This is a genomic window from Pseudomonas fluorescens group sp. PF-1, from assembly GCF_054481335.1.
This window is the reverse complement of sequence record NZ_JBTMNG010000001.1, coordinates 2,982,672-3,003,391: the sequence shown is the minus strand read 5'-3', so window position 1 is coordinate 3,003,391 and position 20,720 is coordinate 2,982,672. Positions and strand designations below refer to the sequence as shown.

The following is a 20,720-nucleotide window of genomic DNA, read 5'->3' as shown; positions in this document are numbered from 1 at the left end:
GTGCTAAGGCGGTCGGCTTGTGGGGGAGGCAATGGATATCCAGTGCACAAACATTCTATCCATCACCCTCGATACGAGCGTTAAATGAGCCAGAAAACCCGTCCCACAGGTGCAGCATGACGTCTCATAACTGGATCGATCTGGCCCAGGATGCCGACACCGGCATCGAGACCCTGCGCGCGCATTTCGAAGGCCATGCCTACGATCCGCACTGGCATGACAGTTATCTGGTGGGCGTCACCGAGCAAGGCGTGCAGCAGTTCAATTGTCGGCGCGCCAGGCATCAAAGCACGCCGGGAAAGGTGTTTTTGCTCGAACCGGGAGACATTCACGACGGCGAAGCCCCGACGGCTGAAGGCTTTACCTACCGCATGCTGTACCTCGACCCGCAGTGGTTGCAGCGTGAACTGGCTGCCGTATTCGAGAAAGCGCCCGACCACGGCCAATTGGGCTTCACCAACACCCTGGCAACCGACGCGCGCCTGGCGCAGGCCACCAGCCTGGCGTTCGAAACCTTGCACCGCGGCGAACTGAAAATCGTCCGGCAAACCGCCCTTGACGGTTTGCTCGAACGCTTGACCCGCCATCTGCACTGGCGCACCCGCTATGGCGAAGATCCGCGCCTGCCCTTGGTTGCGCAAAAGGCGCGAGAGTACCTGCACGCCAACGCTCAATACGACATCGGTCTCGACCAATTGGCGGCCGCCACTGGCGTCGACCGTTTCCGTCTGATCCGCGCTTTCAAGGCCGCGTATGGCATCGCGCCCCATGCCTATCTTGTGCAGTTGCGCCTGGCCAACGCCCGGAGAATGCTCGCCCAGGGCGAACAACCGGCAGCGGTCGCCATGGCGCTGGGCTTCGCCGATCAGAGTCATCTCGGTCGCTGGTTCGTCCGTGCCTACGGCCTGACACCGGCCCTTTACCGTAATCGCTGCTCAAATCTTCCAGACAGGTAACGCCGCGATTGTGAAGATCAACTTCACTGATCTTCACCGGAGTTTGCCCACGATGTTCGCCTCTTTTCCGACGTTACTGCCCTTCTTGCTGTTTGCCTTTGTCGCCTCGATCACGCCCGGCCCGACCAATATTCTGGTGCTGAGCAACAGTGCACGGTTCGGCGTGGCGGCGGCCATTCCGATCATCCTGGGCGCTTGCGTCAGCGCTGCGACCCTTGTGCTGTTGGTGGGTACCGGGGCCGGTGCTGCGTTGACTGCCTGGCCGGTCGTGCAAACCGTCATGCAATGGATCGGTGTGGCGTGGCTGAGCTATCTGGCGTGGCAGATTTTCCGCGCGCCGGCCGGCGCGATCAGCGCCCAGGCCAAAGAACCCCGTCTCGGAATGTGGGGCGCCGCCGGCCTGCAATGGATCAACCCGAAGACCTGGATGATGGCGCTGGCGCTGGCGGTGGTCAGTGTGTTTGCCGGGGTTGGCGAAAATCGGCTGGTCCATGTGTTCTGCCTGTCCCTGGCGTTCTTTGTGATTTCGGTGCCATGCCTGAGTGCCTGGGCGCTGCTCGGTGCGGCCTCATCGCACTGGTTGAGTTCGGCGACGGCAGTGCAACGCTTCAACCGAGGTATGGCGCTATTACTGCTGGGTTCGGCATGGTTGAGCGTGCTGGCGTGAACACCACTCGTCGTGGGTTGTAGGACAATTCGCTATTCGGGGCTTGACGGCGAATTGGCTTTTGGTGTCTTCTGAAACCGGTTTCAGCGTCATGCGCTCAGCCTAATAAATCCAATAAGAAGGTTCCAGACCGTGAACGATTTCTCCGCCGCCCAGCGCAGCCGCGTGACCATGCTCGACGTGGCCGAACACGCCAAGGTCTCCAAGGCCAGCGTTTCGCGGTTCATTGGCGACGACCGTGCCTTGCTTTCCGATGCCATTGCCCAGCGCATCGAACAGGCGATTGCCGAACTGGGTTATCGCCCGAACCAGATGGCCCGTGGTCTCAAACGCGGGCGTACCCGCCTGATCGGCATGCTGGTGGCCGATATCCGCAACCCTTATTCAATCGCCGTGATGCACGGGGTGGAAACCGCCTGTCGTCAGCATGGCTACAGCCTGGTGGTGTGCAACACCGACCGCGACGACGAGCAGGAACGCCAGCACCTGGCCCTGCTGCGCTCGTACAACATCGAGGGCCTGATCGTGAACACCCTCGGCCATCACCGGGACGAGTTGCTCGAACTGCACCGTGAAATGCCCCTGGTGCTGGTGGACCGCAAGGTCGAGCATCTGGAGAGCGACATGGTGGGCCTGGACAACCCCGCAGCCGTCGAGATGGCCCTCGCCCACCTTGAAGAACGTGGCTACCGCGATGTGTTGCTGGTGACCGAACCTTTTGACGGCACCAGTTCTCGCGTCGAACGGGTCGCCAGCTTCAAGGCGCACATCGCGCAACGCCCGGCCCTTCGCGGCACGCTGGTCGAAACCGGCAGCGATCTGACCGCCCAACTCAAAGCCTTTCTCGACACCCCCGGTGGGGGCCCCAAAGCGCTGTTCTGCGCCAACGGCATCGCGGCGCTGGCCAGCACCCATGCCCTGCGTGAATTGCAGTGCAACCTGTTTGAAGACGTGGGGCTGATCGCCCTTGATGACCTGGATTGGTATCCGCTGGTGGGCAGCGGCATCACCGCCCTCGCCCAGCCGACCACCGAGATTGGCGCCAGTGCGTTCGAGTGTTTGCTCAAGCGTTTGCGCGGGGATGACGGCGCGGTGCGGACGCTGGATTTTGCGGCGCGATTGATTGTCAGGGGGTCGACCCTTGGGAATTTCAGATGACCGAACTGCCCCCTTCGCTGGCAAGCCAGCTCCCACAGGAATCTTTGGGGTACACAACATTCGGAAACGACACAAAACACTGTGGGAGCTGGCTTGCCAGCGATGAGGCCCTAATGGTCGCGATTTTTTTGAACAAAAATGAAACCGGTTTCAGAGGTAAAAAAACAATGAACAAACCCGCCGTTTCCATCAGCCTCTCCAGCTACGGTGCCGATCTGGTCCGTCAGCGCGGCCAAGGCAGTTTCATCGCCGTGCTGGCCGCCGCCGGTGCCACGCGCATCGAATGGCGTGAAGAGCTGCTGACCTTTGAGAACCCCGCGCACCTGGCCGACGCGACTCGGGCCGAGGGCCTGGAAAGCGTGTACTCGTCACCGATGGAGCTGTGGCTGGCCGGTCAATCCAAACCCAACCCCGAGCTGATCGACGCCCTGCAACGCGCCCAGGCATTCGGCGCCAAGTGGTTGAAGGTTTCGTTGGGTTATTTCACCGACAACTGCGACTTGCATGCCCTCGCTCAGAGGCTCGGCGAAAGCGCAGTGCAATTGTTGGTGGAAAACGACCAGACCCTGCACGGTGGCCGCATCGAACCGTTCCAGCGCTTCTTCAATCAAGTCGAGCAACACCACCTGCCGATCAAAATGACCTTCGACATCGGCAACTGGCAGTGGCAGGACCAGTCCGCCGCCAGCGCCGCGCGGTTGCTCGGTCGTCACGTCAGTTATGTGCACTGCAAGGCGGTCACGCGTCGCGCCGACGGCAAACTGATCGCCATCCCGCCCTCCGCCAGCGATTTGCAACAGTGGGAACACCTGCTGCGGCACATGGCCCCAGGCGTTATGCGGGCCGCGGAATACCCGCTACAAGGTGAGGACCTGGTGCAACTGACCACCGAGCATGTCGCCGCCCTCGCCCACCTCGGCCAGTCGCAACGGGAGAGCGCCCATGTCTGAGATCGATATCCTCTCGTTCGGCGAAACCATGGCGATGTTCGTCGCCGAGCAGGCCGGCGAACTGGCCAGCGTCAACGCGTTCCACAAACGCATTGCCGGGGCTGACAGTAACGTCGCCATTGGCCTGTCGCGCCTGGGTTTCAAGGTGGCGTGGCTGAGCCGGGTCGGTGCCGATTCACTGGGCCGATTTGTGATCGATACGCTGGAGAAAGAAGGCCTGGATTGCCGTCACGTCGACATCGACCCCGCTCACCCCACCGGATTTCAGCTCAAGTCCCGCACCGATGACGGCAGCGATCCCGCCGTCGAGTACTTCCGCCGTGGTTCGGCGGCCAGTCACTTGTCGCTGCATTCGATCGTGCCCGATTTGCTCAAGGCCCGGCACCTGCACGCCACCGGCATCCCACCGGCGCTGTCGGAAACGGCGCGGCAGATGTCGTTCGAATTGATGAGCCGCATGCGCGATGCCGGCCGTAGCGTGTCGTTCGACCCCAACCTGCGTCCGGGCCTGTGGGCCAGCGAGCAACTGATGATCAGCGAGATCAACCACCTCGCCGCCCTTGCCCATTGGGTACTGCCGGGCCTGAGCGAAGGTCGCCTGCTGACCGGTTTCGAGGACCCGGCCGACATTGCCGCGTTCTACCTCGACCAGGGCGCCGAAGCGGTCGCAATCAAACTGGGGCCGCATGGCGCCTATTACCGCACGCACCTGGATGCTGGTTTTGTCGCCGGCGTACCGGTGCAAACGGTGGTCGACACGGTCGGTGCCGGTGATGGTTTCGCCGTGGGCATGATCAGCGCACTGCTGGAAAACCACAGCTTTGCCGAGGCGGTGCAGCGTGCCAACTGGGTTGGCAGCCGGGCGGTGCAGAGCCGCGGGGACATGGAAGGGTTGCCGACCCGGGCAGAAATGTCCGTCGAATTCGAGGCCGCCTTCGCGGGCAAGCCCGTTCCCACAGGGGACTTGTGTCGAACATAAATAAATAGGAACACCACCGATCCTGTGGGAGCGGGCTTGCCCGCGATGAGGCCCGCCCAGCCACTGAACCCGCCCAGCCACTGAAGATTTGAAACCGTTACCTGCTGCGACAAAAACAACAAGCTCAGGAGCATCACCATGAAAACCGCAACGCTCGCCACCCGCCGCTGGTGGTACATCATGCCCATCGTGTTCATCACCTATAGCCTGGCGTACCTCGATCGCGCCAACTACGGGTTCGCCGCCGCCTCGGGCATGGCCGCGGACCTGATGATCACCCCGGGCTTGTCGTCGATGCTCGGCGCGCTGTTCTTCCTCGGTTACTTTTTCTTCCAGGTACCGGGTGCGATTTATGCGCAGAAACACAGCGTGAAAAAACTGATTTTCGTCAGCCTGATCCTCTGGGGCGGCCTGGCGACCTTGACCGGGATTGTCTCCAACGCTTATTGGCTGGTGGTCATCCGCTTCATGCTCGGGGTTGTCGAAGCCGCGGTGATGCCGGCGATGCTGATCTACCTGTGCCACTGGTTCACCCGTGCCGAACGCTCGCGGGCCAATACCTTCCTGATCCTCGGCAACCCGGTGACCATGCTGTGGATGTCGGTGGTGTCGGGCTATCTGGTGCAGCATTTCAGCTGGCGCTGGATGTTTATCGTCGAAGGTTTGCCGGCGGTGCTCTGGGCCTTTATCTGGTGGCGTCTGGCCGATGATCGCCCCTCCCAGGCCAAGTGGCTCAACGACCAGGAAAAACTCGATCTGGAAAGCGCCCTGGCGGCCGAACAGGTCGGCATCAAAGCCGTAAAAAACTACGCCGAAGCATTCCGCTCCAGCAAAGTGATCATCCTGGCCCTGCAGTTTTTCTGCTGGAGCATCGGCGTGTACGGCTTCGTGTTGTGGCTGCCGTCGATCCTCAAGGCCGGCGCGCAAATGGACATGATCGAAGCCGGCTGGCTCTCGGCCCTGCCTTACCTGGCGGCGGTGATCGGCATGCTGCTGGTGTCTTGGGGTTCGGACAAGCTGCAAAAACGCAAACGTTTCGTCTGGCCGCCGCTGCTGATTGCGTCCATCGCCTTCTACGGTTCCTACGCCCTGGGCGCCGAACATTTCTGGTGGTCCTACACGCTGCTGGTGATTGCCGGCGCCTGCATGTACGCGCCTTACGGCCCCTTCTTCGCAATCATCCCGGAAATCCTTCCGTCCAACGTCGCCGGCGGCGCCATGGCGCTGATCAACAGCATGGGCGCACTGGGTTCGTTTGGCGGTTCCTACCTGGTCGGCTACCTGAACAGCTCCACTGGCTCGCCGGGTGCGTCGTACCTGCTGATGAGCGGCGCGCTGATGCTCTCGGTGGTGCTGACGATGTTCCTCAAGCCCGGCGCCAGCGACCGGGAGCGGCCCACGGTCGCGCTAACCCGTCGCACCGCCGCTCACCCATGAATTGATGTCGAGAGAACCCGGATGAAAAAGCAGGTCGTTCTATACAAGAAACTGTCACCGTCGCTGATGGCTCGCTTGCACGAGCAGACTGAAGTGACCCTGATCGAAAGCCTCGATGCCGAGGGGCTGGCCAAGCTGCGCGACGCCCTGCCCCGCGCCCAGGGTTTGCTCGGTGCCAGCCTGAAGCTGGATGCCGGGCTGCTCAACCTGGCGCCGAATCTTGAAGCCATCGCCAGCGTCTCGGTGGGCGTCGACAACTACGACATCGACTACCTGACCGAACGGCGCATCCTGCTCAGCAACACGCCGGATGTGCTGACCGAAACCACCGCCGACACGGGTTTCGCCCTGATCCTGGCCACCGCGCGGCGCGTGGTGGAACTGGCGAACATGGTTCGCGACGGCCAGTGGACCCGCAACATCGGCCCTGCGCATTTCGGCAGCGACGTGCACGGCAAGACCCTGGGCATCATCGGCATGGGACGCATCGGCGAGGCGCTGGCCCAGCGCGGGCACTTCGGCTTCGGCATGCCGGTGATCTACCACAGTCACTCGCCGAAACCAGCGGTCGAACAGCGATTCAATGCCCAGTACCGCAGCCTCGACGAATTGTTGCAGCAGGCTGATTTTGTCTGCCTGACGCTGCCGCTGACCGCCGAAACCGAAGGCCTGATCGGTGCGCGGCAGTTCGCGCTGATGGGGCCGCAGACCATCTTTATCAATATTTCCCGAGGCAAAGTCGTGGATGAAGCGGCGTTGATCCGGGCCCTGAGCGAACGGCAGATTCACGCTGCGGGGCTGGACGTGTTCGAGCGCGAGCCGCTGGGTCATGACTCGCCGTTGCTGCAACTGGACAATGTGGTGGCCACGCCGCACATGGGTTCAGCGACTCATGAAACCCGGGAAGCGATGGCCCGGTGTGCGGTGGACAACCTGTTGGCCGCGCTGGCGGGTCAGCGGCCGCTTAATCTGGTGAATGGCGCGGCCTGGAAAGGCTGAAAATCAACGATCGCAGCCGTCGGCAGCTCATTGAGTGAACGCATTCAATGCAAGCGCTTCCAAAGGCTGCGATCCTTTCAGGCCCGCCGCGCCTCCAGCAGGTCCGTCGCGCACAGCGCAATACGTCGGCACGCATCCGCCAGTTTTAGCTGGTCCACCACCAAGCCAAGGCGAATATGCCCCGCAGCACTCGGCCCGAACGCTTCGCCCGCCAGCACCGACACGCCATAACCTTCCAGCAACCGCTCGGCGAAGCGATGGGCCGATAACCCGGTCTGACGCACATCGACCATCACGAACATCCCGCCATCGGGCCTGATCGCGCGAATGCCCGGACAATGGTTCAGGCTCGCGCACACCAGGTCACGACGCTGGCGATATTCCTCACGCATCAACGCCACCTCCGGCAGATCTTCATCAAGCGCCAATTGCGCAGCCTTCTGCACGAACTCCGGAATGCCAAAGAGCATGCACAACGACAGATTCTCCAGATGGTCGTTCAAGGGCTTGGGCCCGACCACCCACCCCACCCGCCAACCGCTCATGGCATGAGACTTCGACAGGCTATTGATGGTCGCGGTGCGCTCGGCCATACCCGGCAGACTTGCCGGGCTGATGTGTTCGCCCTCGTAAAGCAATTCGCTGTAGACCTCATCGCTGATCAGCCATAAATCATGCCGGATGCACAGCGAAGCCAGCTCCTGCCAGACCATCAGGGGCAGGCTGGCGCCGGAAGGATTGTTCGGGCTGTTGAGCAAAATGGCGCGGGTCCTTGCTGTGATCAGTGCTGCCACATCCGCCGGATCGACCCGAAATCCGTTCTCCGGCCGCACGGCCACCGGTACCACTTTGGCGCCACACGCCCCCAAGACCCCTTCATAGGTGACGTACATCGGCTCGGCGACAATCACTTCATCCCCCGGATCGAGCAGGCATTGCACCACTGAATACACCGCGCTCTGGGCACCGGGCAGTACCACCACATGCTCGGCGTCCACTATTTGGCCGCTGGTAAGCCGATGACGGCGGGCAATGCTGTCGCGCAAGCCTCTTCGGCCACGGACTTCCGAGTAGTGGGTATCACCCGCCAGCAGGCTGTCGATGGCCGCCTGCACCACGGGTTTGGGTGTGTCGAAATCCGGATCGCCGACGGATAACAGCAGTACATCGACACCCTGCTCGCGCAATTGCAGCGCTCGGTAATGGATCTGCCAGGCGGCCGCTCCGTCACCGGCGATTCGATGGGTCAAGGCTGAATAGCGCATGTGGTTCTCCTGTCGCGCGGGTTCCAAGTCACAACCCTATCTCAAATCATGGAGTGCGCCAGCAGCGCATTCAATTCGACGACCGGCATCGCGCCACGTATTGCGAATCGGCGAGACCACCGATGCAGTCCGGTGCTCTTTTTTGCCGTCCTGCGGTGCCTCGCCAGATCAAAAAAAGCCTCTCTATTCAAGAGCGTAGCGCTCGGTCTGTAGGAGGCGAGAACTCAAAGACACCGACTACAAACGTGGAGTGCTTCCACTGACAGCCTTTCCCCGGCGCCTGATTAAAGTGCACCACCTGTAATTTGTGACAGGTTCCAAGAGGACAGAATCGCGATATAAGAACCCCGTACCTCAGCCCTTGTACAGGTGTCTGTAGGACGGCCGCGCGAACCACGCCATTTAGAAGTAGGAAGATTCTGCCGCGCCCACGCCGTCATTGATGATGAATGGGAGACTCAACCATGCACCGTTCCGCCACCACTTCAGTTTGTGCATCGCCAGCCCCGGCCGATGTCCTGCATCAAGAAAGCGCCCCCTCAGAAGAAATCGCCCTCACCACCCGGGAAAAAGAAGTCTTGCAGTGGGTCTTCGCTGGCAAGTCGTCCTGGGAAATCTCCGTGATCTTCAGCTGTACCGAAGCAGGGGTGAATTACCACCTGACCAATATCCGCCGAAAATTCGGCGTGAGCTCGCGCTGGGTCGCTATGTTCATGGCCCTGGAGCAAGGTTTGATTCAACGACCTTGAACCGGCCGTCCAACAGTGGCCAGTGTGTTTGCAGGGGCAGTGAAGAACACCGGATGCAGGTGGCGTGCCTGACCTGCCCCAAACAACGGCTGCGTTGCGCTCACCACACGCAATAAAAGCACTGTTGTCGCCGGAGACACGTCGTCGTGGAAAATCAGCCGTTTCTTCAATGGCGGTGAAGCGGGTGCGAATGACCACTTCAGCAATATTCGTCGCACGTTTGGGGGGCAGGACATTATCAATGGCGGGGTGTTGGTCCATGTCAATCAGGTAACCAACGGAAAGTCCAGCGACAGCATCGTCATCAAATGGAAAGACCTGGAGCTGACCCCCGGAACGCCTGTGGGCCCTAACCCATCCTCGGGGTTCGATATTTTCGTGCCGTGGGAAATGATCCTGCAGGCATACGACGGCGCGACAGGCGCTGTCGATACGCCCGTGAGTTACACGGTGTTGCGCGGTATCGAGCCCTATGGTTCAGCGGTCGAAACCATCAAATGCAACCTGTCCACCCCTGGACCGGTCAATCCTGACCCGGACCCTGGCAACCCCAACCTGGGAGTCGTCACGATCGTGGGGGAATCCGGCGAAGATAACGTATTGATCGAATCGGATGAGAACAAAGATGTCTTTGCTGTCATCGAGCTGGTCGCACCGTTGGTCGTGGGCGACTCGTACCAGGTCATGTGGAACGGTACCCCCATCGGTGCCGCTTATGAAATCAGCGCCACCGACACACCGGGGTCGACCATAAGGATCCTGCTCGACTGGGACGTGATGCGCGGCGAAGGTCCCAGCGATGCCATGCCGGTGTGGTATGTGGTGACCGGCCCGGACCATGCAAACCCCCAAGAACCGGACCCGCGTACAGCGGTCGAGATCGAGTTCCTGGTCTTGACATTGCCGGCAGCCGAACCATTGCACACGTATGACGGTGGACGAAGCTTCAACTGCTATTCCTTGCGCTGGAATGCAGGCGGCACCGATTACGGCTTCGAGTACAGGATCCCACCGAGCGCTCATCTGAAGGCGGGTGACGAAGTCGTGGTGACCTGGGAGGCTTATCAGAATAACAATGCGCCGGTGCATTTACCCACAGCCAGGAAAGTAACTACCTTCCCGAATATCACCCAAGAACAGGCTGAAAAGGGAATCATCTGGCTTGTTGAACCTTACGCCGATCACATTCTGCCAATTTTCGTCCCGGATGTTTCGTTTGGCAAAAGCGTAGTGAGCTACATCATCACGGGGAAACCGGCTGCATCGCAACCCTCCGACACGCGGGTGGGGCTGGTGCAGGGTGAGACCAGTTGCAACATTCCAGACAAGCCCTGAGTAAACCAGGCGCAGTCAGACGAACCGGATGCCCCGAGGGCACCCGGTTCTTTTGATAGTCAGCTTCATTGCGCCGCCGCTTCCTTCGGATATGCCTACTGCGAGGGTAATCCGGTTGATTATGTGGATCCGGAGGGTAGGTGGCGCTTGCTTCCCCTGGCTGTGACAAAGTTTTTTGGCCGGCTTTTCGGAAAAACGGCAGCAACTGGCGCAAAGGCAAGCCGTTCTGCAGCGAAAGCGGGTCAAGGATCGGCCAGTTCAGGTGGGGCACTCAGCGGGAGCACAAATGCGGGTACGCGAGTTTCCAGGGCCGCAGGTAACGCTGTCTCCGACGGTGGCAAGATTCAAGCCCCTGGCGCTCTCAACCATGGACGGGTAAGAGGCGGTTTCTGGGAAAAACTAGCGAGCGGAGACATCCAACTCAGGCCGGGCGAGTTACCTTCAAAAGGCCCAAGTCCTATTCCCGATGTAAAAGGACGAAAAATGTATGATGCGCTGGAAAATCCACCAAGCGGTTGGAAGCAATGGAAGGAGCGACCACGTGCTACGGAATCCATGTTTAGACAGAACTTTAAAATCAGTGGATTCAGTCAGAGCCAACAAGAAGAGGCTGGCGTAGCGTTGAGCAGGCACTTCATTAGAAGAACATAACAGGAGCCAGTCCGTGCTCGGCACAACCTGTCGAGCATGGACTTCAACCAACGGAAACAGGCTATTTCTACAAGCCGTTGGTGTAAGCCCACCTATGACCGGATCAGTGAAGATTTCTTCTCGATGCAACACCATCATCACCGCCATCCGGCGTGAACTCGCGAAGCAACTCACCACCGGTAGCGTCGGCAACCGTTGGTTTGGGCAGTGGCGCCGGTGGTAACGGTCCGAGCGCGACGGACATGAGTTCATACAAAGACAGCGCGCTGATATTGCCCGCCTTATCGATCAGAACGTAGCCACCGCAACAAAGACCATCCCCTGCTGCAATGAACCTGTCTTTAGGAATTTGTACCTTGCCACCGCCAAGGATCGGTAGCGGCCCTATCAGTTCGATATCGGCTGGGTCTGCGGGCAACTCACCTTTCAACCAACCGAAGGCGACCTGAGTGCCTACTGCATCACCACTCCAATTGGGAATCGTGGCTTCGAGAAAGTTGGCCGCCCCAAACGTCGTGTCGGTGATGGGAGGCGTGATGGCAAATATCATTTTGCCTGGAGGTATTGCCCCATTCGGCGGGATCTTGTCGATAAAAATAGGAACGGGGTCGGAGACATCAGTAACCCCTTGGTGGCTGATATGCATATATCTGAGCTTGAAGGCACCTTCGTTTTCCTGGTCCAGAAAGAATGTACGAGGAATAACGAAGTCCAGATCCTTCCAGGGATCTCCGCCCGTGTAGGTATGCGCTTGCAAGTCGGCCCACTCGTTACTGGTGAATCGCGCAACCTGGAGGATAAACCTATCAACATCCAAAGGGTCATCAGGCAGCGTGCCGCCCCATGAGGTAATCGTGGTTTTCTGATCCATGTTCAGGTTTGCCCGGAGTATTAGCCCGCTTGCATCCCCGGGTATCACGAAATGACTGACATTCGGCGGCTGGACGAATAGCGGCGCCGCCCCGCCGGAGCTGTATTCGCCTGCAAGCTGTTGGTCTTTTTTATCTGAAAATGCCATTTTGCCGCTCTCCTTATTGAATAACCTGGCGTCATGGGCCAGCCATGGGCACCGGGTCGGAAAAGCAGACCGATTGTTACCGGGCACTACCAAACGCATCCCGCCGTTCTGCGCTTGGGGCAGTAAACCGTGTTTTAGGAAAATGCGTAACTGTCATAGTTGACAGGTAGAGCCACTTTTTTTGCATGCTGGAGGCGGTACGGCATCAAGTTCGCCTACCCCCTCAAGCAAGTCCGTGGCGCACACCAGGTCGCTGCGCAGGCGCTATTCCTCGCGCATCCGTGCCACTTCCGGCAGGTTTTCATCCAGGGCCAGTGGCGCGGCGTTCTGCATGAAATCCGGAATGCCCTGCCGGGCATGTCCAACAGCGTGATGCTGGCGGAGGTCACGGCGAACCGGGTGCTGGATCAGATGGATCCGCCTCAATAGTGGCGGACTCAGTGGTGAATAATGTGTGGCGAGGGAGCAAGCTCCCTCGTCACTGTTGCCTTAGCTTTGGCGCCTGGCCGTCTGCCAGACCCGGGCAATGTCCGTCGCCCGCTCGCGCAACAGGCGCGGTGCGTCAAAACACGCCTGCTCCAGCGTCATCGGCCCGCTCGGCAACGCGAATGCGGCGTCGATGCCATGGGCATACAGATCCTGGTAATCCTCACCCAGGGTGCCAGCGATAACGATCACCGGCACGCCATGTTCACGGGCGATGCGCGCCACGCCAAAGGGCGTCTTGCCGCGCAGGGTTTGCGCATCGAAACGCCCTTCGCCGGTGATCACCATATCGGCGCCCTCCACCAGTTCGGCCAGGCCCACCAGCTCTGCGACCACTTCTACCCCGGCCTTGAACTGCGCACCCAGAAACGCCTTGGCGGCAAACCCCAGCCCCCCCGCCGCACCGCTGCCGGGTTCGTCACGCACATCCTTGCCCAGGACTTTGGCGCAGTGATCGGCAAAGTGCCCAAGGGCGCGGTCCAGCTGTTCGACCTGTTCGGGCGAGGCGCCTTTTTGCGGACCGAAAATCGCCGAGGCACCCTGAGCGCCGCACAATGGATTGTCCACATCCGCAGCGATTTCGAAGTGCACGGCGGCCAGGCGCGGATCGATGTCCGACAGATCGATCTTCGCCAGTTGTCTCAGCGCCAGGCCTCCTGGCGGCAAAGGCTGTCCCCGGGCGTCAAGCAACTTCACCCCCAAGGCTTGCATGGCCCCGGCGCCACCGTCATTGGTGGCACTGCCGCCAACCGCCAGAATCACCCGTTGCGCGCCCGCATCCAGGGCGGCGCGGATCAACTCGCCGGTGCCGTAGGTGCTACTGATACAAGCATCGCGGTGGTCCAACGGGATCAATTGCAAACCGCTGGCTTCAGCCATTTCGATGATCGCGGTGTGGCTGTCGGGCAACCAGCACCACCGCGCATCGACGGGTGAGCCCAATGGCCCGCAAACCGCCGCCCAGCACAGTGCGCTATCACGCGCTGCGATCACCGCTTTGATCGTGCCCTCACCACCGTCAGCCATCGGGCATGTGATCAGTTGCGCGTCGAGCCACACCTCGGCTAGTCCCATGGCGATGGCGTCGGCCGCGCCTTGGGCGCTGAGGCTGTCCTTGAACGAGTCCGGGGCAATGACGATTTTCATGCGAATTCTCCCTATTCATTACATCAATGCTGCCAGCCCGCATTAGCGATAGCGCCGGTCGGCAGCGCATGCGGAAAAGATTTTTTTCAATTCCAGCCAGCCAACGTTACCGCTGGGGGAATCGGCTTGCCAATGATACCAACGTCACCATCGCCATCACCGGCAAGCCAGCGTTCACAAAGCGCTTGTGGCAGCCGCTGGCCTATCGTTCGATATTCGTTTGCTCACGGGGGGTGTTCTGGTATTTGATTGAGCCTTTCCACCGGCAAAAGGATTTCGTCATGAGCTACCGCACGCTGGGTCATTCGGGACTGCAGGTTTCCACCCTGACCCTGGGCACCATGATGTTCGGCGAACAGACCAGCACCGAAGATTCCCTGCGGATCATCGACAAGGCTTGGGACCAGGGCATCAATTTCATCGACACCGCCGACGTCTATACCCATGGTCGTTCGGAAGAAATCGTCGGCGAAGCGATCGCCAGTCGCCGTCAGGAATGGGTGCTGGCGACCAAGGTCGGTTTCGGCCCGGTGGACGGCGTGCCGAATCGTAGCGGCCTGAACCGCAAGCACCTCTTCAACGGTATCGAAGCCAGCCTGACGCGTCTGGGCACCGATTACCTCGACATCTATTACCTGCACCGCGAAGACCACAACACGCCACTGGAGGTCACGGTGTCGGCCATCGGCGACTTGATTCGCCAGGGCAAGGTCCGCTATTGGGGCCTGTCGAACTACCGTGGCTGGCGCATCGCCGAAGTGATTCGCATCGCCGACCACCTTGGCGTCGACCGCCCGGTAATCAGCCAGCCGCTGTACAACATCGTCAACCGCCAGGCCGAAACCGAGCAGATCACCGCCGCACAAAACTACGGCCTGGGCGTGGTGCCTTACAGTCCATTGGCGCGCGGCGTGCTCAGCGGCAAGTACGCACCGGATGTCACCCCGGACGCCAACAGCCGTGCCGGACGCCAGGACAAACGCATCCTGGAAACCGAATGGCGCGTCGAGTCTCTGCGCATCGCCCAGCAGATCCAGCAATACACCCAAAGCCGTGGCATCGGCATCGTCGAGTTCGCCATTGCCTGGGTGCTGAACAACAGCGCCGTGACGTCGGCCATCGTCGGCCCGCGTACCGAAGCGCAATGGGATGCCTACACTAAGGCCCAGGCGGTGAAGATTACGGCTGAAGATGAAGCGTTCATCGATTCGCTGGTGACGCCGGGGCATGCATCGACGCCGGGGTTCAACGACGTGAGTCATTTCGTGCCGGGCCGTAAACCGCGTACCTACTGACGGTACATTTCACTCCTGGGAGCGGGCTTGTCGGGTCGCTCCCACAGGGTTTCGAGTCTTGCCCAAAATGTTGTGAATATTGATCATACGGCCAATATTTTGCACAAAAACCGCGTATCCTCCGCACCCCGTTTCACCTTCAACCACGCGAGGACAGCTTGTCTAAAGGTATCGCTCTATCGGTTTCAGCCTCGGTGCTGTTTGCCGTCATGTATTACTACACGTCGCTGCTCACGCCCTTGAGTGGCGTGGAAATCTTCGGCTGGCGCATGTTGCTCACGGTGCCGTGCATGACCGTGTTCATGGTGATGTCCGGGGAGTGGAAACGCGTCGTCGACATTGTGCGGCGAGTCGCAGTCCGGCCTGTTCTGTTGCTCGCCCTGATCCTCTCTTCGGCCTTGGTCAGCGTGCAGCTCTGGCTGTTCATGTGGGCGCCGCTCAATGGCTACAGCCTGGATGTGTCGCTGGGGTACTTCCTGTTGCCGCTGACCATGGTCCTGACCGGCCGGCTGGCCTATGGTGAACGCCTCTCCTACCTGCAAAAAATCGCTGTGTTTTTCGCCTGCCTCGGCGTGATCAACGAGGTGTATCAGGTTGGCGGATTTTCCTGGGCGACCTTGTTGGTGTGCATCGGCTACCCCACCTATTTCGTCGTGCGCAAGCGACTGGCAACGGACAACCTCGGTGGCTTGTGGCTGGACATGAGCCTGACCCTGCCCGTGGCATTCTGGTTCGTTCAAAGCGGTGAACAGGGCTTCAACGTGTTTGACCAGCATCCATGGCTCTCGCTGCTGATCCCGTTGCTTGGCGTGATCAGTGCGTCGGCGCTGGTGGTCTACATCATCGCCAGTCGCTTGCTGCCGTTCAGCCTGTTTGGACTGTTGAGTTACGTCGAGCCCGTGCTGTTGCTGGGCGTCGCGTTGCTGCTGGGGGAAAGCATCAAGGCCGGCGAATGGCTGACCTATATCCCGATCTGGATGGCGGTGCTGGTGCTGGTGTTCGAAGGGTTCAAGCATTTGATGCGACAGCGCAGGCTTTAACCTCACCCAGAACCCAATGTGGGAGCGAGCAAGCTCGCTCCCACAGGTTTACAGGCGTTATGGCTTAGTCGGTGGCCAACACACCACGACGCACCTGGTCGCGTTCGATGGATTCGAACAGCGCCTTGAAGTTGCCCTCGCCAAAACCATCATCGCCTTTACGCTGGATGAATTCGAAGAACACCGGCCCCATCAGGGTTTCCGAGAAGATCTGCAACAGCAGTCGCTTGTCACCCGATTCGGACGAACCATCCAGCAAAATGCCCCGTGCTTGCAGTTCGCCAACCGGCTCGCCGTGGTTCGGCAAACGGCCTTCGAGCATTTCGTAGTAGGTGTCCGGCGGCGCGGTCATGAAGCGCATGCCGATGCTTTTCAGGTGATCCCAGGTCTTGACCAGGTCATCACTGAGGAAGGCCACGTGCTGGATGCCTTCGCCATTGAACTGCATCAGGAACTCTTCGATCTGCCCGGCGCCCTTGGACGACTCTTCGTTCAACGGGATACGAATCATGCCGTCCGGCGCGGTCATGGCCTTGGAGGTCAGGCCGGTGTATTCGCCCTTGATGTCGAAGTAACGGATTTCGCGGAAGTTGAACAGCTTCTCGTAGAAGTTCGCCCAGTAGGCCATGCGCCCGCGATACACGTTGTGCGTCAGGTGGTCGATGATCTTCAGGCCCGCCCCGACCGGGTTGCGATCGACGCCTTCGAGGAACACGAAATCGATGTCATAGATTGAGCTGCCTTCGCCGAAACGGTCGATCAGGTACAGCGGCGCGCCGCCGATGCCTTTGATCGCCGGAAGGTTCAGCTCCATCGGACCGGTCTCGATGTGAATCGGCTGCGCGCCGAGCTCCAGCGCACGCTTGTAGGCTTTTTGCGAATCCTTGACCCGGAACGCCATGCCGCACACGGATGGACCATGCTCGGCCGCGAAGTACGAGGCCACGCTGTGCGGCTCATTGTTAAGAATCAGGTTGATCGCGCCCTGGCGATACAGGTGCACGTCCTTGGAACGGTGGGTCGCAACTTTGGTGAAGCCCATGATCTCGAAGATCGGCTCCAGGGTGTTCGGGGTTGGCGATGCGAATTCGATGAATTCAAAACCCATCAGGCCCATTGGGTTTTCGTATAAATCTGCCATTTTGGCGCCTCATCATGCTTTTGGAATTAACAAACGTTAGTTGCTAGCGATGCTGAGGCCGGAGGGTGGCGCGCAGGAGATACCCCGCACACTGCGGGCGAGGAAATCACCAAAGATCAATTGAAACCCGAATATCTTCATTGTCGACCCAAGGCTTTTGCGGGCGAGGCTTCTGCTGCCAGAAGTCGTTTATTCTTGTATGCGTAACCTGATTCTACACAGCGTAAATCAGTTTGTCCGCCTTCTGTATCAAATCCCCTTTTTCCCTGCACGCGCAAGGGGTTTATTGCACAGGAAAATCCGGGTCAGGATCAGCCCTCCTCCCAGGTCCATCGCCGGCGTAGATGGCTCGCCGTCTTCAATCTTGCCGTGCGAATTAACCATCAATGAACGACATAAATGCCATGGGCCAACTATCATGGCTCGGATATGAACTCTTTTTGGGAGGCGCGTCGCCCTGCCAGCATTTGAGAGCCCAACTTCAACGCTACAGGTTTGACGAATGCCGCTGAAAGCCAAATCGCGTAAACGCAGTATCAGAATTGCCATCACTCTGTTGAGCGGGTTGCTGCCGGTTGTAATGGGCGCTGCCATCCTTTATATGCAGGCTGAACGAGCGCTCAGGCAAGACGCTCGACAGACCGCCGAAGAAACTGTTCGCCAGTTCGAGCTGATGCTCGACAATACCGCCCAGGCGGCGCGGGAGTTACTGCCGCTGGCCGGGCAAAGTTGCATCGACGTCAAGCTGGCCCTTCGAGAACAGGTCACTCGGCGTCCGTTTGTGCGTTCTACCATTCTGGTATGGGACGACACCATTTATTGCAGTTCCCTGTTCGGCGACTATCACGAGAAAATTGCTTCCGGCGACTTCAGTCAAGGCCAGCTGGAGTTGATGAAGGGCAACCCGGTCACCCCTGATACTGCGTTGTTGGTGTATCGCCTCGGCAAAGGCAAACAGGGCGCGATGAGCACACTGGACGGTTATCACCTGAGTAACGTGTTGCGCCTGATTGGTCGCCAGACATTGTTGTTTCTGCAAGTCGGACCCAATTGGCTGACCGCCGACGGCAAGTTTCACGTCGACATGCTGCCCGACGTTCCGGTGGCGCCAACCACGCTTGCATCCTCTCGTTATGGATTCAGCGTGACCGCCGGTTTCCCCAAGGGTGAAACCTGGCTTTACATGATCAGTCAGTATCCCCCCCTGTTCAGCTTGTTGATCTTTTTCGGCGTGATTTCAGGATCGCTCGGGCATTTTCTACAGAAGCGTACGTCATCTCCGACTCATGAAATGCAACGTGCGCTGGATGCGGCGGAGTTCGTCCCGTATTTCCAGGCGGTCGTGCATGGCGACAGTAAAAAGTTGTCCGGCATCGAAGTACTGATGCGCTGGAACCACCCGAAAGAAGGCCTGGTGCGGCCCGACCTGTTTATTCCGTTTGCCGAACACTCCGGGCTGATCGTGCCAATGACCCGATCGCTGATGCAACAGACCGCCACGTTGCTCGCGCCGCTGTCCGCATCGTTCAAGGAGCCGTTTCATATCGGCATCAACATCACCGCCAGCCATTGCCAGGACCTCGACCTGGTCAAGGATTGCCGCGAGTTTCTCGACGCTTTCGCGCCCGGCTCCATTCACCTGGTGCTGGAATTGACCGAACGCGAATTGATCGAACCGACAGCCATCACGCATCAGCTGTTCGACCAACTTCGTGATCTCGGCGTAAAGATCGCCATCGACGACTTCGGCACCGGTCACTCCAGTCTCGGCTATCTGCGTCAATTCAACGTGGACTACCTGAAGATCGACCAGAGTTTCGTCGCCATGATCGGCATCGATACCCTTTCCAGCCATATTCTGGACAGCATCATAGAACTGGCGATCAAACTCGGTCTGGCAATGGTTGCCGAAGGTGTGGAGACCCAGCAGCAAAGTGATTACCTGACCGCTCATAACGTTAACTTTCTGCAAGGCTATCTGTACGGCAGACCGATGCCTGGCGTCGAGTTCATTAGTGCATTAAGCGATCATTAACTAGCGGTTTTAAGCGATGTGGTAACGTTGCCGTGCACCCATTTGAATCAAAAAAACAACTCTTGTTACATGAAAGAAAAGACATGATTTACTCTTGAGCAATTAACTACTACAATTTTTCATGCCTGCCGTAATTTGGCGGGTGAGCCATTATCACCGGGTCGCTTCAAGGCTCTTGGCTTATAGCTTTGTTTGCGGTTGGTATCAGCCAAACACACTATTGGAGTAAAGATATTGTCCAGACTCGCTGAATTTCGTGCCGCTGAAAAGGCCCTTCAAGAACAGCTCAAGCAGCTTGAATCCCTGAAGAACGATGCCGGGCTCAAGAAAGAAATCGAATTCGAAGAAAAGCTTCAAGGACTGATGAAAACCTACGGCAAGAGCCTGCGCGACATCATCGCCATTCTCGATCCGAACCCGGCAAAATCCGGTCTGCAACAGGCCGTAGCACCTAAAACCCGTCGCGCTCGCGTGGTCAAGGTTTATCAGAACCCGCACACCGGTGAACTGATTGAAACCAAGGGTGGCAACCACCGCGGCTTGAAAGCCTGGAAGGAACAATACGGTGCCTCGACCGTTGATTCCTGGTTGCGTGGCTAAGCACTCGCGCCGACACAAAAAGCCCTGCGAATGCAGGGCTTTTTCATGAATATCCTCTAAATTCAGCGACGAGGGTCGATCAACTCTCTAGTTGCCGATCAACTTTATGCTTAATCCCATTGGGTATCTAAACATTTGTGGGCGCGCTGAAGACCGCGTTTATTGAAGTTTTCAACTAAAGCTTCAAGCCGTTACGTGCCGCCTCTATTTCATCCTGGCTGGTTTTATAAGCGTCGGCCTGCCCCGCATAGGAAAGAACGTAGGCTTTATCGGCGTCCACCGCAGCGACCAATGTTTGCGAAAGCACATGACGTCCGTTTTGCGTGATGGTGCAAGTCGTTTCCAACGCCGGTAATCGGCTCAAGGTTGTCGCATGGATCCGGCTGCACGCACTTTGATAGCCACTCTGATAAAAGCCTTTTTGCACGGACTTGCGCATTTCCAGTAGCACGGCTTCCAGATTGACCTGATGACCGGTTTCCACCTGGGTCATGGTCAGTTCCATCACCATGACCGGCTCGCCAGCCTGATTGTTTTTCACTGCGCGCTGGCGACTGACACCCGCTTTGCCGTCACCTTGCGGCACGTCTTCGATTTGCCAGCCGGTTGGCCAGGGCATGACCGGCGCATCGGCGTGAGCCATGCCGACCGTCGACAGCACGCCCATCAAGAGGAACAACGTTTTACCGAATCGAATCATTGCAATGAACACTCGCCAATTGTGGCCGGAAGTCTGAGCTTCGACCGGCCGTCAGGCAATAGCCGACGGTTTTGGTTTGGTGATGTCAGAGCCCTTGCGTATCATTGTCGCCA

Annotated in this window: 18 protein-coding genes and 2 pseudogenes; 14 read left to right on the top strand and 6 right to left on the bottom strand. The window is 58.9% G+C overall.

All coding sequences use genetic code 11. The annotated features are described in order from the left end of the window. Positions 1-116 precede the first annotated feature (116 nt). The 7 genes from ACX3YD_RS14480 to ACX3YD_RS14450 all read left to right on the top strand — a co-directional run bounded on the left by ACX3YD_RS14480 (position 117) and on the right by ACX3YD_RS14450 (position 7,146). Complete coding sequence (locus ACX3YD_RS14480; protein WP_458960351.1) at positions 117-956, top strand: AraC family ligand binding domain-containing protein; 840 nt, start codon at positions 117-119, stop codon at positions 954-956. A 52-nt stretch (positions 957-1,008) separates the two neighbouring features. Then, complete coding sequence (locus ACX3YD_RS14475; RefSeq protein WP_458960350.1) at positions 1,009-1,623, top strand: LysE family translocator; 615 nt, start codon at positions 1,009-1,011, stop codon at positions 1,621-1,623. Between the two features lie 132 nt (positions 1,624-1,755). Then, positions 1,756-2,781: a LacI family DNA-binding transcriptional regulator gene (locus ACX3YD_RS14470; protein WP_458960349.1), complete on the top strand. Its 1,026-nt coding sequence runs from the start codon at positions 1,756-1,758 to the stop codon at positions 2,779-2,781. A 167-nt stretch (positions 2,782-2,948) separates the two neighbouring features. Further along, the gene (locus ACX3YD_RS14465; RefSeq protein ID WP_458960348.1) at positions 2,949-3,731 is read left to right on the top strand and encodes a sugar phosphate isomerase/epimerase family protein; all 783 of its coding nucleotides are present in this window, start codon (positions 2,949-2,951) and stop codon (positions 3,729-3,731) included. After that, positions 3,724-4,710, top strand: coding sequence for a sugar kinase (locus tag ACX3YD_RS14460; RefSeq protein ID WP_458960347.1), 987 nt, complete (start codon positions 3,724-3,726; stop codon positions 4,708-4,710). The genes ACX3YD_RS14465 and ACX3YD_RS14460 overlap by 8 nt, the downstream gene beginning before the upstream one ends. 138 nt (positions 4,711-4,848) lie before the next feature. Continuing rightward, entirely contained in the window at positions 4,849-6,147 is a 1,299-nt protein-coding gene (locus tag ACX3YD_RS14455; RefSeq protein ID WP_458960346.1) for an MFS transporter, read from the top strand. A gap of 21 nt (positions 6,148-6,168) precedes the next feature. Then, positions 6,169-7,146, top strand: a complete 978-nt coding sequence (locus ACX3YD_RS14450) for a 2-hydroxyacid dehydrogenase (RefSeq protein ID WP_458960345.1) — start codon at positions 6,169-6,171, stop codon at positions 7,144-7,146. A 77-nt stretch (positions 7,147-7,223) separates the two neighbouring features. On the opposite strand, the gene ACX3YD_RS14445 is transcribed toward ACX3YD_RS14450, so the two are convergent. After that, positions 7,224-8,411 (bottom strand): pyridoxal phosphate-dependent aminotransferase, encoded by a 1,188-nt coding sequence (locus ACX3YD_RS14445; protein WP_458960344.1) that lies wholly within the window; start codon positions 8,409-8,411, stop codon positions 7,224-7,226. A 464-nt stretch (positions 8,412-8,875) separates the two neighbouring features. On the opposite strand from ACX3YD_RS14445, the gene ACX3YD_RS14440 reads away from it, so the two are divergent. Both ACX3YD_RS14440 and ACX3YD_RS14435 read left to right on the top strand, forming a co-directional pair. Next, a complete protein-coding gene (locus tag ACX3YD_RS14440) occupies positions 8,876-9,160 on the top strand; it encodes a LuxR family transcriptional regulator (protein WP_458960343.1) in 285 nt (94 codons plus the stop codon). Between the two features lie 252 nt (positions 9,161-9,412). Further along, entirely contained in the window at positions 9,413-10,495 is a 1,083-nt protein-coding gene (locus tag ACX3YD_RS14435; RefSeq protein ID WP_458960342.1) for a hypothetical protein, read from the top strand. A 754-nt stretch (positions 10,496-11,249) separates the two neighbouring features. Here ACX3YD_RS14435 and ACX3YD_RS14430 read toward each other — a convergent pair. Beyond that, positions 11,250-12,164: a hypothetical protein gene (locus ACX3YD_RS14430; RefSeq protein ID WP_458960341.1), complete on the bottom strand. Its 915-nt coding sequence runs from the start codon at positions 12,162-12,164 to the stop codon at positions 11,250-11,252. Between the two features lie 339 nt (positions 12,165-12,503). Here ACX3YD_RS14430 and ACX3YD_RS14425 point away from each other — a divergent pair. Then, positions 12,504-12,593: pseudogene (locus ACX3YD_RS14425) on the top strand (DUF6124 family protein); the annotation flags it as partial. Positions 12,594-12,653: 60 nt separating this feature from the next. On the opposite strand, the gene ACX3YD_RS14420 reads toward ACX3YD_RS14425, so the two are convergent. Then, positions 12,654-13,796 (bottom strand): glycerate kinase, encoded by a 1,143-nt coding sequence (locus tag ACX3YD_RS14420; protein ID WP_458960340.1) that lies wholly within the window; start codon positions 13,794-13,796, stop codon positions 12,654-12,656. Positions 13,797-14,077: 281 nt separating this feature from the next. On the opposite strand from ACX3YD_RS14420, the gene ACX3YD_RS14415 reads away from it, so the two are divergent. Both ACX3YD_RS14415 and rarD read left to right on the top strand, forming a co-directional pair. Then, positions 14,078-15,091 carry an aldo/keto reductase gene (locus ACX3YD_RS14415; RefSeq protein WP_458960339.1) on the top strand — a complete coding sequence of 338 codons (1,014 nt, stop codon included), beginning with the start codon at positions 14,078-14,080 and terminating at the stop codon, positions 15,089-15,091. A gap of 158 nt (positions 15,092-15,249) precedes the next feature. Continuing rightward, positions 15,250-16,131 (top strand): EamA family transporter RarD, encoded by an 882-nt coding sequence (rarD, locus tag ACX3YD_RS14410; protein WP_458960338.1) that lies wholly within the window; start codon positions 15,250-15,252, stop codon positions 16,129-16,131. Between the two features lie 64 nt (positions 16,132-16,195). Here the strand turns inward: rarD and hppD are convergent, their stop codons facing one another. Both hppD and ACX3YD_RS14400 read right to left on the bottom strand, forming a co-directional pair. After that, on the bottom strand, positions 16,196-17,272 hold the full coding sequence (hppD, locus tag ACX3YD_RS14405; protein WP_047529408.1) for a 4-hydroxyphenylpyruvate dioxygenase: 1,077 nt from the start codon (positions 17,270-17,272) through the stop codon (positions 16,196-16,198). 249 nt (positions 17,273-17,521) lie between these two features. After that, a pseudogene (locus tag ACX3YD_RS14400) lies at positions 17,522-17,623 on the bottom strand (EamA/RhaT family transporter); the annotation flags it as partial. Positions 17,624-17,774: 151 nt separating this feature from the next. On the opposite strand from ACX3YD_RS14400, the gene ACX3YD_RS14395 reads away from it, so the two are divergent. Both ACX3YD_RS14395 and ACX3YD_RS14390 read left to right on the top strand, forming a co-directional pair. Next, entirely contained in the window at positions 17,775-19,307 is a 1,533-nt protein-coding gene (locus tag ACX3YD_RS14395; protein WP_458960337.1) for an EAL domain-containing protein, read from the top strand. A 234-nt stretch (positions 19,308-19,541) separates the two neighbouring features. Next, complete coding sequence (locus ACX3YD_RS14390; RefSeq protein WP_047529417.1) at positions 19,542-19,907, top strand: histone-like nucleoid-structuring protein, MvaT/MvaU family; 366 nt, start codon at positions 19,542-19,544, stop codon at positions 19,905-19,907. Between the two features lie 175 nt (positions 19,908-20,082). Here ACX3YD_RS14390 and ACX3YD_RS14385 read toward each other — a convergent pair whose 3' ends face one another. Continuing rightward, on the bottom strand, positions 20,083-20,607 hold the full coding sequence (locus ACX3YD_RS14385) for a DUF4946 domain-containing protein (RefSeq protein ID WP_103403021.1): 525 nt from the start codon (positions 20,605-20,607) through the stop codon (positions 20,083-20,085). Between the last annotated feature and the right edge of the window lie 113 nt (positions 20,608-20,720).

Coding starts and splice junctions, on each gene's coding strand:
- ACX3YD_RS14480 (WP_458960351.1), top strand. CDS start 117: ATGACGTCTCATAACTGGATCGATCTGGCCCAGGATGCCGACACCGGC.
- ACX3YD_RS14475 (WP_458960350.1), top strand. CDS start 1,009: ATGTTCGCCTCTTTTCCGACGTTACTGCCCTTCTTGCTGTTTGCCTTT.
- ACX3YD_RS14465 (WP_458960348.1), top strand. CDS start 2,949: ATGAACAAACCCGCCGTTTCCATCAGCCTCTCCAGCTACGGTGCCGAT.
- ACX3YD_RS14460 (WP_458960347.1), top strand. CDS start 3,724: ATGTCTGAGATCGATATCCTCTCGTTCGGCGAAACCATGGCGATGTTC.
- ACX3YD_RS14455 (WP_458960346.1), top strand. CDS start 4,849: ATGAAAACCGCAACGCTCGCCACCCGCCGCTGGTGGTACATCATGCCC.
- ACX3YD_RS14450 (WP_458960345.1), top strand. CDS start 6,169: ATGAAAAAGCAGGTCGTTCTATACAAGAAACTGTCACCGTCGCTGATG.
- ACX3YD_RS14445 (WP_458960344.1), bottom strand. CDS start 8,411: ATGCGCTATTCAGCCTTGACCCATCGAATCGCCGGTGACGGAGCGGCC.
- ACX3YD_RS14440 (WP_458960343.1), top strand. CDS start 8,876: ATGCACCGTTCCGCCACCACTTCAGTTTGTGCATCGCCAGCCCCGGCC.
- ACX3YD_RS14430 (WP_458960341.1), bottom strand. CDS start 12,164: ATGGCATTTTCAGATAAAAAAGACCAACAGCTTGCAGGCGAATACAGC.
- ACX3YD_RS14420 (WP_458960340.1), bottom strand. CDS start 13,796: ATGAAAATCGTCATTGCCCCGGACTCGTTCAAGGACAGCCTCAGCGCC.
- ACX3YD_RS14415 (WP_458960339.1), top strand. CDS start 14,078: ATGAGCTACCGCACGCTGGGTCATTCGGGACTGCAGGTTTCCACCCTG.
- hppD (WP_047529408.1), bottom strand. CDS start 17,272: ATGGCAGATTTATACGAAAACCCAATGGGCCTGATGGGTTTTGAATTC.
- ACX3YD_RS14395 (WP_458960337.1), top strand. CDS start 17,775: ATGCCGCTGAAAGCCAAATCGCGTAAACGCAGTATCAGAATTGCCATC.
- ACX3YD_RS14385 (WP_103403021.1), bottom strand. CDS start 20,607: ATGATTCGATTCGGTAAAACGTTGTTCCTCTTGATGGGCGTGCTGTCG.